We start from the raw sequence: 15,771 nt of genomic DNA, 5'->3' as shown, positions 1-15,771 counted from the left end.
TTGCCCGACAGGTATCGCAGTGTGAGCGCCTCGTACGATCCACCAGAGTCGCCGCGCCACGATCTCGCCGGGGCGCATGCGCTACTACCGGAGCGGATTTACCCATTTCACACCGGTGAACCTGCCGAAATCTGTGTCGTTGGAGTGGATTTCACCCTGATTCTCGATTGCGTAGGCCGCGATCTGGGCATCCGTTGTCAGATTCCCTGCCGTACCGATCTCGATCAGTAGATTCAGGGCGATTCGCAGATGACTCGGCCCCGGGACCAGGAGGTCGACATTCGGCTGCGCCAGCCAGCTGTCGAGGTACCCGACAGCATCCGCGACCGGCAACGGCGATGCGAGCACACGTCCGCTGGTGCTGATCCGTAGAAAACCGAAGAGGGCTGGTTGGGTCAGCCCCACCCGTGTCGGGCTGTTGAGAGTCTCCTCCAACCACACCCGGGCACGCGCATGCTGCGGGAAGCCGGAGACCACCGCATAGAGCAGGAGGTTGACGTCAGGGATTATCACGAAGTACGCCGTGAGTTCTCGACGATCGCCTCGTCCTCCATTTCGTCGGCCAACTGATTGAGCCTCGACGGATCGAATCCTGGCCGCAGGGCCGATTCGTGTGGAGTCAGTCGGTACGGTTCCCCCGGGGTCACCTGCGGTTTCAGTGCACGGCGAAGTGCATCGTTGATTATCTGCTTCCGCGAGACGTGCTGGCGGCGGCTGGCGGCTTCGATCAGCTCGGTCACGTCGTCGTCGATGGTCAAGGTGGTCCGCATGGAGACATCATGATGCCTCTGTTTTCTGACGTCAAGGTGCTCCAGTCAGAAGAACAGATCTCGAATCACCGCCGACTGAGCAGCTGCACCCGTTCTTGTCCGCGCCCGGCCCGTGGCACCGACGTTTGCTCAGCGCCAGCGTTCCGGGGTGACCGGGGCTTCCCAGGCGCGGGCGTAGCGGCGTTTGTCGGGGCCCGCGATTTCCTTGCTGCGGTAGACGACGTAGGGGCGGACCAGGTAGCCGACCGGGGCCGAGAACATGTGGACCAGGCGGGTGTAGGGCCAGACCGCTACCAGGGCGAGCACGAACAGGCCGTGGGCTTGGAAGGTCCAGGGGGTGCCGACCATCAGTTCCGGTTGCGGGCTGAGGGAGAAGAGGCTGCGGAACCACGGGGAGACGGTTTCGCGGTAGTTGTAGGTGCCCCACAGCAGGTTGCTGCCCATGGTGTTCAGCAGGCCGGTGATCAGGGCGCCGGCCAGCAGGAGGTACATGAACTTGTCGTTGGTGGTGGTCGCCTTGCGGACGGCGGGAACGGTGAAACGCCGGTACAGCAGGATGCCGATACCGGCGATCACCATGAGGCCGGCTGCCGAGCCCGCGGTCACCGATACCAGGTGATAGACGTGCTCGCTGATACCCACGGCCGCGGTCCAGGATTCGGGGATCAGTACACCGAGTACGTGCCCGAAGAACACACCGAGCATGCCGAAGTGGAACAGCGGGCTGCCCATACGCAGCAGCCGGGATTCGTAGATCTGTGAGGAGCGGGTGGTCCAGCCGAACTGGTCGTTGCGGTAGCGCCAGATATGGCCCAGTACGAAGGACGTGAATGCCACATAGGGCAGGCTCATCCACAAAAAAGTCGTCACTGGGCCCTCCTCGGAGCAGGTTCATGTGGTCCGCGGGCGGCGGAGTGCGTACGGAGGTATCGCATCACCGGGCCGACCTCCGCGGAACCGGTACATCCGGTACGCCGAGACCGAAGCGCAAACAGAGATATCGCTTCATCGGGCTGCCTCCTCGAACCAGGTACATCCGGTACGCGGAGGCCGCAGCGAAGGCGGAGGTATCGCATCATCGGCGGCCTTCCGATCGGTCCGGCATCGCCGGGTCCATGGCGAAAGGTTCCAGGCCGACCTCTTCCTCGGGTGGGCCCTGCGCGGCGAGTTCGGCGATCTTGCGCCGGTCCGCGGTGGTCGGCGGGGCCAGGGTCGCCACCACGGCGGCCAGGACACCGGCATAGGGCGAGCCGGCGTCGGACAGTGACAACCGCAGTAGCTCGATCACCGGGACGTGTTCGCCGAGAAGCCGTTCCCCGCCGACCGGGTCGACGGTGGCGGCGAATTCCAGGAGCACCGGCAGGTGGTCGGGGAGTTCGCTGTCGCCGAGTTCGACACCGGCGTGGCGATAGGCGTGTTTGAACCGCAGCAGCGCCATACCGCGTTTGCGGGTGTCGCCGTAGGCGTAGAAGGTGAGGTGCAGGCTGGCGCGGCGGCGCATATCGAAGGTTTCGACGTAGTGCGCGGCCAGGTCCAGCTGCGGGGTGACGCGCAGGTGTTCGCAGAATTCCGATAGGTGGGCGCGGATCGGTTCCGGCAGCTCGTCTACCGCCGCGGTGACCTGGTCGAGCATGGTGATCGTGGCGGTGGCGGGATAGTCGAGCAGCAGGGCGGCGGTGCGCCATACGAGCCGGCGATCCCGTTCGCTCATCGCGACCGCGGGTTCGGGCCGGCGGCGGAGTTTCAGGAGAGCCATCGTGCGCTCCGCTCGCCGAGCGCCGGGCCCGTCACCGGCCGACCTCCGAGGTCCGCGGCGCGCTGTCGCCGTTCGTGTTCACCGCGGAACCGTTGCCGGACGATCCGTTGCCCGGTTTCGGCGCACCGGTGGACGATCCGTTGCTGCCGTTACCGTTCGCCGCGGCGTGCCCGCCGGACCCGTTCCCGTTGACCGGCACCAGTCCCTCGGAACTCTTCCCGTCCCAGTCGAGCAGATTGATCCGGCCTGACTTATCTTCCGGCGCGGCACTATTGGAATCCGTGAGATGGAACTTCTCGACCATCTGATCGAAGGCGGTCATCCCCGGCCCACCGTCGTTGTCCAGGCTGCAGCCGGTCGCGAGCGAGTCCAGTTCGTGGGCCTGGGCGCCCGCGCCGGTCGGGATCACATAGCGGTGTTCGTATTTCGCGATCGCGAGCAGCCGGTACATGGCCTCGATCTCCTCCGGTTGCAGCCGCACCGAGGGCGCGATCGCCGGGTCCGGTTCCTGCCCGAGATTGATCGACCGCATGAACGCGCGCATCCCGGCGAGCCGCTGCAACGCCGCGCGCACCGGGCCGACTTCACCCGCGGTGAACAGTTCGGCCAGGTACTCCACCGGGATCCGCAGCGCGTCGATGGCGCCGAAAAGGTTCGCGTGGTCCTCGCCGTCGTGCCCGGTTCCGGACAGCACATCCACCACCGGCGACAGCGGCGGTACATACCAGACCATCGGCATGGTGCGGTATTCCGGATGCAGCGGCAGTGCGATCTGGTAGTCGACGATGAGTTTGTAGACCGGTGAATCCTGTGCGGCCTGAATCCATTCCGGCGAGATCCCGGCGCGTTCCGCCTCGGCGACGACGCGCGGATCGTGCGGATTCAGGAAGACCCCGAGCTGGCTGGGATAAAGATCCTTGTCCTCGGTGACCGACGCCGCCTCGAGAACCGCGTCCGCGTCGTAGAGCATGACACCGATATAGCGCAGCCGGCCGACGCAGGTTTCCGAGCACACTGTCGGAATGCCGACCTCCACCCGCGGATAGCAGAACGTGCATTTCTCGGCTTTACCGGTTTTGTGGTTGAAGTAGATCTTCTTGTACGGGCAGCCGGTCATGCACTGCCGCCAGCCGCGGCATTTGTCCTGGTCCACCAGGACGATCCCGTCCTCGGCGCGTTTGTAGATCGCGCCGGACGGGCACGAGGCCGCACACGACGGGTTCAGGCAGTGCTCGCAGATGCGCGGCAGGTAGAACATGAAGGTCTCTTCGAATTCGAGCTTCACCTGCTCGGAGACCCGGGACAGCAGCGGATCCTTGGCGACCTGTTCCGGCCCGGAACCCAGATCGTCGTCCCAGTTCGCACCCCAGGTGACCTTCGTATCGTCACCGGTGATCAGCGATTTCGGCCGGGCGACCGGGGTGGTGTCGATGGCCGGGGAGGACAGCAGATTGTCGTATTCGTAGCTCCAGGGCTCGTAATAGTCCTCGATGGTCGGCAGATCCGGGTTGGCGAAGATATTGAGCAGCCGCTTCAACCGCGACCCCGATTTCAGGGTGAGCTTGCCGCGTTTGTCGAGCGTCCAGCCGCCCTTCCATTTCTCCTGATCCTGGTACTGCCGCGGATAACCCTGTCCGGGCCGGGTTTCCACATTGTTGAACCAGACGTATTCGGTGCCACCGCGGTTGGTCCAGGCCTGTTTGCAGGTCACCGAGCAGGTGTGGCAGCCGATGCATTTGTCCAGATTCATGACCATGGCCATTTGCGCCATCACACGCATAGGAATCCTCCGTTGTCGCGGGTAGCTCGGGGGCGGCGCATCAGTGCCTTTTTCGACGTGACCGGGACCGCTACGTGATTACACTGCGCTACTTTCTCCGCGCTCGACCCGATCACGTCAGTACTCGACCTTCTGGCTGCGGCGGCGGATCGTGGTGACCTCGTCGCGCTGGTTACCGGTGGGGCCGTGGTAGTTCAGCGCGAACGACTGCTGGGCGTAGCCGCCGATGAGATGCGTGGGTTTGATCATGATCCGGGTCAGCGCATTGTGGATACCGCCGCGTTTACCCTTGCCCTTGAAGGCGGCGCCGTCTCCCGCGGTTCCCTCGATCCGCGGGACGTCCACCGCCCGGTCCTGCGCGTGGTACATGAACACGGTGCCCTCGGGCATCCGGTGCGAGACGATGGCGCGGGCCACCACCACACCGTTGCGGTTGATCGCCTCGATCCAGTCGTTGTCGGCGACCCCGATCTTGGCGGCGTCCTTTTCCGACATCCAGATGGTCTGCCCGCCACGGGAGAGGGTCAGCATGTGCAGGTTGTCCTGGTAGGCGGAGTGGATCGACCATTTGGAATGCGGGGTCAGGTACCGGACGGTGACGCCGTGATCGCCCACCTCGCCGACTCCCGGTTCGGAGAACAACGCGGTCATATCCAGTGGTGGCCGGAAGGTCGGCAACTGCTCACCGAGCTCGATCATCCAGTCGTGATCCAGATAGAAATGCTGGCGGCCGGTGAGCGTATGCCACGGTTTGAGCCGTTCGGTGTTGATGGTGAACGGCGAATACCGGCGGCCGCCGGTTTCGCTGCCCGACCATTCCGGCGAGGTGATCACCGGTACCGGACGGGCCTGAGTGTCGGCGAACGTGATCCGCTTGCCCTCGTGTTCGGCCGCCAGATCGGCCAGTTCGGTACCGGTGCGGCGTTCGAGAGCATGGAAACCCTCCACCGCGAGGCGGCCGTTGGTGGTACCCGACAACGCCAGGATCGCTTCGGCGGCCTGGCTGTCCTTGGCCAGCGACGGCCGGCCCTGCGCCACCCCCGACACAACCGTTCCGTTAATCCCCGCGAGATATTCGACCTCGGCGCCGGGATGGGTGGCGACCCCCTTCGTCGTGACGCCGAGCGAATCGACCAGCGGCCCCAGCGCGGCCATCTTCTCGGCGATCTTCGGGTAGTCCCGTTCGACGACCACCAGCTTCGGCATGGTCTTACCCGGGACCGGTTCGCACTCCCCGGCTTTCCAGTCCAGCACCCGGCCACCGGCCTGCGCCATGGCGTCCGGTGAATCGTGCTGCAGCGGTACCGCGACGATATCCTTGCGGACACCGAGATGTTTCTCGGCGAGCCAGGAGAAACCGCGGGCGATCCGGTGGAACGCCTCGAAATCGGTTTTGGCCTCCCACGGCGGCGAGATGGCCGGGGTGAAGGCGTGCACGAACGGGTGCATATCCGTCGAGGACAGATCGTGTTTCTCGTACCAGGTGGCGGCCGGGAGCACGATATCGGAGAACAGCGTGGTGCTGGTCATCCGGAAATCCAGCGACAGCAGCAGATCCAGTTTGCCGGTGGCGGCTTCGTCGCGCCAGACGAGTTCCTCGGGCCGGATCCCGGTGGTGTCGTCGGTCTGCAGATTGGAGTCCGCGCCGAGCAGATGCCGGTGGAAGTATTCGTTGCCCTTGCCGGAGGAGCCGAGCAGGTTGGCCCGCCACACCGTCAGCACCCGGGGGAAGTTCTCCGGGGCGTCGGGATCCTCGCAGGCGAAACGCAGATCGCCGGATTTCAGTCCGCCGACCACATGCTCGGCCGCCGAGCGTCCGGCGGCTTCGGCCTCGTCGGCCAGGTCCAGGGGATTGCGGTCGAAGGTCGGGTACGACGGCATCCAGCCCAGCCGGGTCGCCAGCGCGATATTATCGGCGGCCGTGCGGCCCGCGAATTTACCGCTGCCCAGGGGCGAGGAGAAGGCGTCGGCGGTGAACGGGTCGTAGCGCCACTGGTCGTTGGTGAGGTACCAGAAGATCGTGCCCTGCATCTGCCGCGGCGGGCGCTGCCAGTCCAGGCCGAAGGCGAGGGTGGACCACCCGGTCACCGGGCGGCATTTCTCCTGGCCCACATAGTGGGCCCAGCCGCCACCGTTCACACCCTGGCAGCCCGTGAGCAGGGTCAGCGTGAAGAACGAGCGGTAGATCTCGTCGGAGTGGAACCAGTGGTTGGTCCCGGCGCCCATCAGGATCATCGACCGGCCGCCGGAACGCTCGGCGTTATCGGCGAATTCCCGCGCGATCCGCCGGGCCTGAACAGCGGGGACGCCGGTGATGGCCTCTTGCCAGGCGGGTGTGTACGGCTCGGTGGCGTCGTCGTAGCCGGTGGGCCAGGTGCCGGGCAGCCCCGGGCGGCCCACGGCGTACTGCGCCAGCAGCAGATCGAAGACGGTGGTGACCCGCTTCCCGGCGACCACCGTGGTCGGCACACCACGCGTCAGCACACCCGGGGTATCGGTATCGAACCGGGGAAACTGTACGGCCGCAACTGTGTCCGACCCCACCCTGCTCCCACCCGAGTCGGTACGGCCGTACAGCGTCAGGAGCGGCTCGACGCCCCCGAGATCCAGATTCCAGCGCCCGGCCCCGTTCTCGCCGAACCGATCCCCCAGCGATCCGTTCGGCACCACCGGCGCACCGTCGGAATCCAGCAGCACGGTCCGGAATTCCGCGCCCTCGTCCTCGTTGCCCAGATCGGCGGAGGTGAGGAACTTCCCCGGCACCGCGACCCCGTCCGCGCCTTCCTCCACCGTGATCAGGAACGGCAGGTCGGTGTACTTGCGGACATAGTCGAGGAACCGCGGCGTACTCCGGTCGACGAAGAATTCCCGCAGCACAACGTGACCCATGGCCATGGCCAGCGCGGCGTCGGTCCCCGGCCGGGCGGCCACCCATTCGTCGGCGAACTTGGTGTTGTCGGCGTAGTCCGGCGACACCACCACGACCTTCTGGCCGCGGTAGCGGGCCTCGGTCATGTAGTGGGCGTCCGGGGTGCGGGTCACCGGGACGTTGGAACCCCACATGATCAGGTATCCGGCGTCGAACCAGTCCGCCGATTCCGGCACATCGGTCTGATCGCCGAATACCTGCGGCGACGCCACCGGGAGGTCGGCGTACCAGTCGTAGAAGGACAGCATCGACCCGCCGAGCAGCGAGATGAACCGGGCCCCGACCGCATGACTGACCATGGACATCGCCGGAATCGGGGAGAAACCCGCGACCCGGTCCGGGCCGTACCGCTTGATGGTGTGCACATGGGCCGCGGCCGCGATCTCGGCGGCCTCCCACCATTCGGCGCGGACGAACCCGCCCTTACCGCGGGCCGTCTTGTATTTCCGGGCGCGTACCGGATCCTCGACGATATCGGCCCAGGCCAGCACCGGATCCTTGAGTTTCTGTTTGGCCTCCCGGTACAGCTCCAGCAGCGTGGACCGCACGTACGGGTACCGGACCCGGGCCGGCGAGTAGGTGTACCAGGAGAACGACGCGCCGCGCGGGCAGCCGCGGGGCTCGTATTCGGGTTTGTCCGACCCCACCGACGGATAGTCGGTCTGCTGCGATTCCCAGGTGATCACACCGTCTTTCACGTAGATCTTCCAGGAGCACGAACCGGTGCAGTTCACCCCGTGGGTGGACCGCACCACCTTGTCGTGCGACCAGCGGTCGCGGTAGAACTCGTCGGCACTGCGGCCACCGACCTTGTGCACCGTGCGATGGTCGGCGGAAACCTCGCCGCGCTGGAAGTATTTCCCCAGCCGCAGCAATGCGTCGCCGGCGCCCGGGTCGCCGGGACGGGTGTCCGAAGCGGTATGCGGCGAGCCCGGAGTACGTGAAACAACCACGACGCCCCCTTTTCTGCAAGCGGTGAGATCGGGCTGATGTGTTCGACTGTAAGGACGCCGCCGGACCAGGCCAAACGGCCTTCTCACAACGAAAAAGGCCAGGTGGTGAGCTGTGAGGTCACCGCAATCCGACGGTCACGGCGGGCCCGGTCGCGACCTCGGCGGTAGGAAGAACCACCAGGGAAAACAGGGGTGCCGGCCGCTGATCCGCGCCACGGCGGGCCCGATCGGGGCAGCACGGTGAGACTTCGGAAATCGGCGCTTCTCCGGCGGTTTACATTTGTTTACAGATACCGGAGTGGCCGTCGTCACTGCTGAGCGCGGCGCGGCGGCGCTTCCTGGGCCTGGGAAGGCGACCGCACCGGCCCCGGACAGGGATCGTCTACGCTGACTGCCCGATCCGACCGCATCGGCGGTCGCTCGAGCACATTCGAGGTACACGATGTTCAGCGATTGCCGACGGGGTCGCAGGCGGAAGCGGATAACCACCGCGCTCGCGGTGGCATTGGTGACAGCGGCCGGAACGGCGCTGCTGCCCGGGCCGGCCGCGCAGAGCACACCGAACGTGACCGTCCATCCCGGTATGGAGATCCGGCACACCGCCATCGCCGACGGGAAATCGGTCGTCAACCGCTGCACGATCGGACTCACCGGGTCGATCGGATCGGCCCGGTACGCGGTGACCGCCGGCCACTGCTACCACCCCGGCATCGTCACGGACGCGCACGGAAACCCGATCGGCTGGTTCGAATTCAACCGCCCGGACGAGGGCCTGAAATTCGGCTTCGCGCTGATCCGGCTGTACGACGGTATCGGCGTCACCGCCTCCATGGGGCAGTTCGGGCTGTCCACCATGGATATGAAACCCCAACTGGGACAAGAGATCTGTAAGCTCGGTGCCACCACCGGGTGGAGCTGCGGAAAGATCACCGAAGCCACCGAGGAGTGGCTCTACGCGACAGACGCGCTGGGCGCCGAGGGCGGCGATTCCGGGGCCGTGGTCTACCGCCAGACCTCCGACGGCCATGCCGCGTTCATCGGCATCCTGGTCGCCTACGACGACGCACAAGGCCGCAGCGCGATCGTGGAACCCGCTGCCTGGCTCTTCGACCAGATCGACCGGTACGGCCCCACCCGTGATGATCCGTTCATCTGGTACCGAGTCTGATCCGGGCCGGCTCAGACCCCGAGAGCACCCGCGAAAACCGGCCAGGACCGGTGCAGATCGTCCTGCCAGTACGCCCATGCGTGGGTGCCCGGATGGAAGTTCACGGTCGCCGGGATCCCCTGGGCGGCCAGGGCGGCGGCCAGCGGGCCGCTGCAGGCGTTGACGACGGATTCCATGGCACCCCCGACGAGCATCCGGTCCGCCAGCCGCAGCGGATCGCCGTCGACCCCGCGCGAATTCAGTACCTCGTGCTCGCCCGGACCGCCGGTACCGGAGGAGATATAGAGCGCCGTCCCCCGCAACCGGTCCAGGTGCAGCATCGGATCATTGTCCAGCCAGGCCGGATGGCCGGGCCCGCCCCACATATTGGTGGCGTTCGCGCCGAACGGCGCAAGCTGTGAGTACACGATCGCGCGGGCGATCGGATCACTGGTCCGGGTGCAGCCGCTGTACGCACCGACGGCCCGGTACAGGCCGGGCGTGTGGATCGCCAGGTTCAGCGCCGAGGTCGCCGACATCGACAGACCGGCCACCGCGTTGCGGCCGGTCATCCCGAACCGTGCGTCGAGCAGCGGCGGCAATTCGCGGGTGAGGAAGGTTTCCCATTTGTTGCGGCCCAGCGCCGGGTCGTCGGCGATCCAGTCGGTGTAGTAGCTGGCCCGGCCGCCCATCGGCACGATCACATTCACCGGTTTATCGGCGAAGAATTCCGCCACATCGGTACGCCGCATCCACGGGCCCCCGTCTTCACCGCCGTCGACGGCGTTGAGCAGGTACAGCGCCGGAGCGCCGGCACCGGGATGTGACATCCACAGGGTGATCGGCTTGTCCATGGCGGCCGAATGCACCACCACCTCGAACTGCCGACCCCCGAGCGGGCGCACATCCAGAATCCGGGTGGGCCCCTCCGCGGCCGCGGGCCCCACCGCGATTCCGGCCGGTATCAGCGCGAAACACAGCGTGAACAGGTACACCAGGCAACGCGGCAGCCGGTACATGCCGAGGTTTCTACCACGTCGCAAACCCGGTCCGGTGGCAAATCACCGGCCCGGCGGCAATCATCCGGCGTATTCGTCGCGGGCATGTACCCGCAACGCGGTGATCGCCCCCGCGTTCATCTCGGGCACCCGCATCCGCTCGGCGATCGACCACCGCAGCGCCCGCGGCAGTTGCGGCGCGATCTTGCTGAAATACGCGTACAGCCAGTCGGTGCGCGCGACCAGGAACGGATAGTCGGTGGTCATCATGGGGCGGATCACCAGCATCGGCAGCGGTGCGTCCAGCGGGTGGAAGGCGGCGTTCCACAAACCCGGCACCCGGCAGCCCGGATAGAACTGGCCGAGCATCAGGCCGTCACGCACCAGATCGGACTTGTGGCGGCGGTGCGCGGTGTCGATCCTGTCGTACCGGACGAGGTCCGGGAAAACCGTCACCGAGGCCAGCCACCGGGCGTCGGTTTCGCTCGCTCGCAGTTGGTTGTAGAGCTCGTGCGCATCGCGGACCACATCCGATATCTCCTCGAGGGTGAGGTCGTCGCCGCCGGGAACTACGGCCGCCCAGAGGGCGTGCCGCGCCGCGGTCTGCCGCATGAACGGGCATACCGGACCTTCCCGGCCGAGCTCGGGGTGCGGGTGCAGGAGATGGTCGGCGATCCAGTGTGTGAGCACCTCGGCGTCGGGAAAATCACGGGACCACCGCGCGGAGTCCTTGTAGACATCCCGCCACAACCAGCCCGTGCGCGGGCCGATATGCGCAGGCAGCGGCACCTCGGCCGGAGCCGGGGGCGGCACCCACCCTGTCACCGGCGGGATCATGGCGCGGTACCCGGTCACAAAGCCTCCTTCGAAGCAGGTACAGGTGGTCGGCGCAGATATCGCATCATCGGCCGGCCACCGTTTCGGCGAGCCGCGCCAGATGCCGGGCCAGAATCGGGCCGATCACCGCGACGACCTCGGGATTGGTCAACTGCCCGTGGGCGGCGTCCACCGGGTGCTCGATCAGCTCACCGGCGATATACGGTCGCCACAGCCGCGCGTCGAGGAGTTCGGTCATACCGCGGGTCGCCGAGAAGTACAGCAGGTCGCCGTCGAACACCCGGGGCCGGTAACGGGCCGATACCTCGACTCCGGAGATATAGGCCCGATGCAGGCGGTCCAGCTGGTCCGCGGTCAAACCGGTGCCCAGTGTGGCGCCCGCGGCCGCCAATTGCGCGGCAGCCTCGGTGGCGGTGAGTTCCGGGGCCCGCGCGACCTGATCCTCATCGGGTTCGTCGCCGAGCAGATGCGTCAGCAGATCCCGCATCCGCGGACGGGGCGGTGGCGGCGAATCCTCCGGGAAGACGACACTGTCCAGCATCGCCAGCAGGGAGACCGTGCGGCCGAGATCGCGTAACCGCACCGCGACGGCATGGGCCAGCTGGCCGCCGAGCGACCAGCCGAGCAGCTGGTAAGAACCCTCGGGCTGGACGCGCAGGATCTCCCGTACATAGCGATCGGCGAGGGCGCCGGCCGTGGTGATATCCGGTTCGCCGGAGGTGAGCACCGGCGACTGGACCCCGTAGACCGGACGGTCGTCGATCCAGCGGGACAATCCCGCGTAGCACCATGCCAGCGGCACGGCGGAATGGAAACAGAACAGCGGCGGACGAGAACCGCTGCGGCGCAACGGAAGAAGAATCTCCAGTCCTTCCGTCGCCGCGGGCTCGAAACTGTGACCGTTCACCGATCCGTTTCCCGAATACGGCGACGCCGCGGCGGGCGATCCGTCGATTCCGGCACCCGCCGCAGTCGTCCCGGGTCGCGCGGCAGCGGCCGTCGGATAGCTCGCGATACGGTCGGCCAGATCCACCACCGCCGGCGTCGTGTACAACCAGCGCACGGTGACCGGCACGCCCGTCGCCTCGGCGAGGTCGGCCGAAAGAGCCACACCCAGTAGCGAATTACCGCCCAGGGCGAAGAAATCGTCGTCCAGGCCGACATCCGGCCGGCCGACGGTGCGGCCGATTCGTTCCGCGACGAGCCGCTGCGGGCCGGTCTCCGGTGCGCGATAGGCGCGCGGCAGCACCGGTTCGGGCAGCCGGTCGCGGTCCAGTTTCCCGTTGGCGGTCAGCGGAATCCGATCGATCTCCACCACCACCGCCGGGACCAGCGCGGCGGGCAGCGCACCGCGCAGCCGGCGCAGCGTGACGACCGGATCGAACCGGCGGCCCGCCGCGACAACGACGTAGCCGATCAGGCGGGCACCCGGTCCCGGTCCACCCGCGACCGTCACCACTGCCTGGGCGATCTCGGGGCACGCGGTCAGCGCCGATTCGATCTCACCGGGTTCGACCCGGCGGCCGTGCAGGGTGAGTTGCCGATCGACCCGGCCCAGGTACTCGTAGCCACCGGGATCGGCACGCAGCAGATCCCCAGTCCGGTACAGCCGCTCACCGGTACCCGCCGGATCGGCGACGAATCGGGCCGCGGTCGACGCCGGATCGTGCAGATAGCCGAGCGCCACCCCGGGGCCGCCGACATACAGTTCACCGCGTCCCCCCACCGGCACGGTCCGCAGCCGCCGCTCCAGCAGTCGCGCGCGGACACCGGGCAGTGTGGGTCCGACCAGGACCGGATCGTCCGGCGGCAGCGGATCGCTCTGCGTCGTCATCACGGTCGCCTCGGTCGGACCGTAGCCGTTGTACAACCGCACCCGCGGCGCCCAGCGACGCACGAGTTCGGCGGACGGGGTCTCGCCACCGGTCACCACCGCCCGCAGGCTCGGCAGCTCGGCCGGATCGAGCGTGCCGAGTGCGGCGGGAGTGCTGAGCAGATGGGTGATACCGGCCGTCCGGATCAGGTCGGCGAGCTGTCCACCCACCGCTGCCCCGGGCGGGGCGACGACCAGCCGCGCCCCGGCCGCGAACGCGGCGAGCAACTCCAGCAGGTGAGCGTCGAAGGCAGGAGAATGTGCGTGCAGGACAACGGAATCCGTTCCTACCCCGTAATGATCGACAATGTACTCGGCGAGCATGCCCAGCCCCCGGTGACCCACGACCACCCCCTTCGGCGTACCGGTAGTACCCGACGTATGGATCAGGTAAGCGGGATGATCCGGGCGCAATTGCGCCCAGGGGACCTGACTCTTCCCGGCTTCCTCTCCCCGGGCACCCGGCCGCGTCCCCGATGCCGGGCCGGGCTTCCCGGCTCCGGTGCCGCCGTCCGCTCCGGCCACGCCGTTCGGCCCCGGCCCGGACACCGGCCGTTCAGCCCAGTCTGATGCGTGATCAGTTGCGGCATACGGTATTTCACGCGGACGAACGACCGTCTCATAGCGATCTCCCGCCACTGACCGCCCCGCTGCGCCGGAACCGTTCGAGCCCGCTCCGGCAGCACCATCCACCTCCAGCCAACATATCCGCCCGGCGACTTCTCCGTTCCCGGCGCCGGCTGGGCGAACGTCGTCGGCTCCGGGCAGTGCCGGCCGCGCCCCCGCAACAGTGAGCCCCAACCGAATTAGCCCCGCTGTCAGGACCGTCGCGATTCGATCCGGCGGATCGGCGGGATCGATCGGCACGAAGTAGGCACCCGAGGTGGCGACCGCCCAGATCGCGACCACCGATTCGATCGAGCGCGGTATCACCACCGCTACCGGCACCCCCGGGCCCGCACCGCATTCGGCCAATTCCCGGGCCCAGCCGCGGGCCAGATCGTCCAGTTGCCGATACGTCAGAGACCGGGTCGCATCGCTGATCGCGACCGTCTCCCGATGCACCGAACGCATCCCCGCGCGCAGGATCTCCGGTAGCAGCGTCCCGGCTGCCGACGGCATTCCCGCACGGAGGTCCTGCCCGCGCGGACTTTCGGGCGGTCCGGCCGCGGAACCCGCCGCGCCCGCCGTGCCGACGGGCACCTCGAGGTATGCGACGAGGTCGCCGGGTGCGGCGGCGAGGAAGCGGTCGAGGTAGGCCAGGAATCCCCGGTGGTACCAGGCGAGGGTCGCGGCGCTGTACCGGGCGGGGTTGCCGTGGAAGTCGATACTGATGGTGCGCTCGTCGGGCCCCAGCTGGTAGACGTTGACCAGCAGATCCTCCACCGGACCCGACGACAGCAGCTGCGCGTGCCCGGTGAGCGGACCCAGCCGCATCGGTTCCACGAACCCGAGCACATTGATCGCCGGCCCGAACCCGCCGCGTTCCACCCGGCCGTCCCCCCGGTCACGCTGGATATCCTCGTACGGATATCGCTGATGACGCAGCGCCGCAAGGATTTTCGCCCGGACCTCGGTGAGCGCGGCGCCGACGCTCCCCCGCGCGATATCGGTCAGCCGCAACGGCACCACATTCGCCACCGACCCACCGGAGCGGCGCAATACGGCGGTGGTGCGAGCCGGTACCGGCAGCGCCACGACGGGATCGTCGTTCCCGGTGAGCTGGGAGAAATAGCAGGTGAATGCCGCGATCAGCAGTTCCCCGAAGGTGGCGCCGTGCCGGGTGCGGGCCACCGCGATCGAGCCCGCTGTCCCCGGTTCCAGCAGGGCCGAGACGCGATGGGGTCGCGTCCGGGGCGCCGCGTGATGCCCGGCCAGCCCCAGCGGCTCGGCCAGACCGGACAGTGCGGACAACCAGTACTCCCGATCGGCGGCGACCCGTGCCGACCTGCGATAGGCATCTTCCGCGGCGAGCAACCCCGCGGTGTCCAGTCCGCCGGGCCCCTCCGGCTCGGTGCCGGTGACCGCGGCCCGGTAGAGCTCCCCGGTGCGGCGCAGCAGCGCGACGGCACCCACGCCGTCGAGAACCAGATGGTGACTGCGCAGATACAGCAGGTGCCGGTCGGCTGACACCCGGTACAGGATCGCGACGGTGAGCGCGTCGGTCCGCGGATCGAGAGGTGTGAAATGGTCTTCCTCCATACCCCTGAGTGCCTCGGCTACCGGATCCGGACGGCCGGTGAAGTCGCGAACGGCGAACTCGAGGTCCGCGTCCGCGAGCATTTGCTGCCGGGGCGCGCCATCCACCGAAATCACCCGGACACAGGGTGATTCGATCTCCCGGGCGGCCCGGCGGCCGCACGCGCGCATCAATTCGACCTCGAGCGGTCCGCACAGGTCCAGGTACATCGCCACGGTGTTCGGAATATCCGGGTACAACTGCTGGGCCACCCACCAGCGCAACTGGGCGGCCGACAGCGGAAGAAGATCCGGTTCCGTTCCCTGGTATGTCACCTCGACCGCGCCTCCTGCGTCGTCCGGTCGGCTCCGGCACGGTACAGCGCGCAACACCTATATCCACGCATCGTCGGGGCAACTGACCCGGCCACTACGCCTACCTGCGGAAATCACCTTGGCCGAACACTACGCCTGCCGAGCCGCGCAAGACAGGTATCCCGCGTACCGATGGCACGGGCGATATCACCGGCGGACAACAGCCGGATTCCCG

The 15,771-nt window shown here is 67.4% G+C and carries 10 protein-coding genes; 1 reads left to right on the top strand and 9 read right to left on the bottom strand.

The annotated features are described in order from the left end of the window. Nucleotides 1-84 precede the first annotated feature (84 nt). The 6 genes from ABZ827_RS24050 to ABZ827_RS24025 form a co-directional block, all read right to left on the bottom strand. A complete protein-coding gene (locus ABZ827_RS24050; RefSeq protein WP_357240617.1) occupies nt 85-513 on the bottom strand; it encodes a type II toxin-antitoxin system VapC family toxin in 429 nt (142 codons plus the stop codon). After that, a complete protein-coding gene (locus ABZ827_RS24045; protein WP_357240614.1) occupies nt 510-770 on the bottom strand; it encodes a CopG family transcriptional regulator in 261 nt (86 codons plus the stop codon). The genes ABZ827_RS24050 and ABZ827_RS24045 overlap by 4 nt, the downstream gene beginning before the upstream one ends. Before the next feature lie 129 nt (nt 771-899). Continuing rightward, the gene (gene narI / locus ABZ827_RS24040) at nt 900-1,640 is read right to left on the bottom strand and encodes a respiratory nitrate reductase subunit gamma (protein ID WP_357240611.1); all 741 of its coding nucleotides are present in this window, start codon (nt 1,638-1,640) and stop codon (nt 900-902) included. A gap of 205 nt (nt 1,641-1,845) precedes the next feature. Beyond that, nucleotides 1,846-2,526, bottom strand: a complete 681-nt coding sequence (gene narJ / locus ABZ827_RS24035; RefSeq protein WP_357240608.1) for a nitrate reductase molybdenum cofactor assembly chaperone — start codon at nt 2,524-2,526, stop codon at nt 1,846-1,848. 31 nt (nt 2,527-2,557) lie between these two features. After that, entirely contained in the window at nt 2,558-4,297 is a 1,740-nt protein-coding gene (gene narH, locus ABZ827_RS24030) for a nitrate reductase subunit beta (protein ID WP_357240739.1), read from the bottom strand. A gap of 126 nt (nt 4,298-4,423) precedes the next feature. Further along, on the bottom strand, nt 4,424-8,110 hold the full coding sequence (locus tag ABZ827_RS24025; RefSeq protein ID WP_357240736.1) for a nitrate reductase subunit alpha: 3,687 nt from the start codon (nt 8,108-8,110) through the stop codon (nt 4,424-4,426). A 586-nt stretch (nt 8,111-8,696) separates the two neighbouring features. On the opposite strand from ABZ827_RS24025, the gene ABZ827_RS24020 reads away from it, so the two are divergent. Beyond that, nucleotides 8,697-9,356 carry a hypothetical protein gene (locus ABZ827_RS24020; protein WP_357240605.1) on the top strand — a complete coding sequence of 220 codons (660 nt, stop codon included), beginning with the start codon at nt 8,697-8,699 and terminating at the stop codon, nt 9,354-9,356. Between the two features lie 11 nt (nt 9,357-9,367). On the opposite strand, the gene ABZ827_RS24015 is transcribed toward ABZ827_RS24020, so the two are convergent. The 3 genes from ABZ827_RS24015 to ABZ827_RS24005 are packed head-to-tail and all read right to left on the bottom strand — an operon-like array spanning nt 9,368 to nt 15,557. After that, entirely contained in the window at nt 9,368-10,354 is a 987-nt protein-coding gene (locus ABZ827_RS24015) for an alpha/beta hydrolase family protein (protein WP_357240602.1), read from the bottom strand. 60 nt (nt 10,355-10,414) lie between these two features. Continuing rightward, on the bottom strand, nt 10,415-11,188 hold the full coding sequence (locus ABZ827_RS24010; protein ID WP_357240600.1) for a DUF6875 domain-containing protein: 774 nt from the start codon (nt 11,186-11,188) through the stop codon (nt 10,415-10,417). Nucleotides 11,189-11,234: 46 nt separating this feature from the next. Beyond that, nucleotides 11,235-15,557 carry an AMP-binding protein gene (locus ABZ827_RS24005; protein WP_357240597.1) on the bottom strand — a complete coding sequence of 1,441 codons (4,323 nt, stop codon included), beginning with the start codon at nt 15,555-15,557 and terminating at the stop codon, nt 11,235-11,237. Nucleotides 15,558-15,771 lie beyond the last annotated feature (214 nt).

Source organism: Nocardia sp. NPDC019395 (assembly GCF_040632335.1).
In the GTDB taxonomy this organism is placed as follows: Bacteria; Actinomycetota; Actinomycetes; order Mycobacteriales; family Mycobacteriaceae; genus Nocardia.
Note: the sequence above shows the minus strand (reverse complement) of the source record. Positions and strands in the feature narration are given on the sequence as shown.

Excerpts from the sequence above, each read along its gene's own strand:
- ABZ827_RS24045 (WP_357240614.1), bottom strand. The coding sequence starts at position 770 with ATGCGGACCACCTTGACCATCGACGACGACGTGACCGAGCTGATCGAA.
- narJ (WP_357240608.1), bottom strand. The coding sequence starts at position 2,526 with ATGGCTCTCCTGAAACTCCGCCGCCGGCCCGAACCCGCGGTCGCGATG.
- narH (WP_357240739.1), bottom strand. The coding sequence starts at position 4,297 with ATGGCGCAAATGGCCATGGTCATGAATCTGGACAAATGCATCGGCTGC.
- ABZ827_RS24015 (WP_357240602.1), bottom strand. The coding sequence starts at position 10,354 with ATGTACCGGCTGCCGCGTTGCCTGGTGTACCTGTTCACGCTGTGTTTC.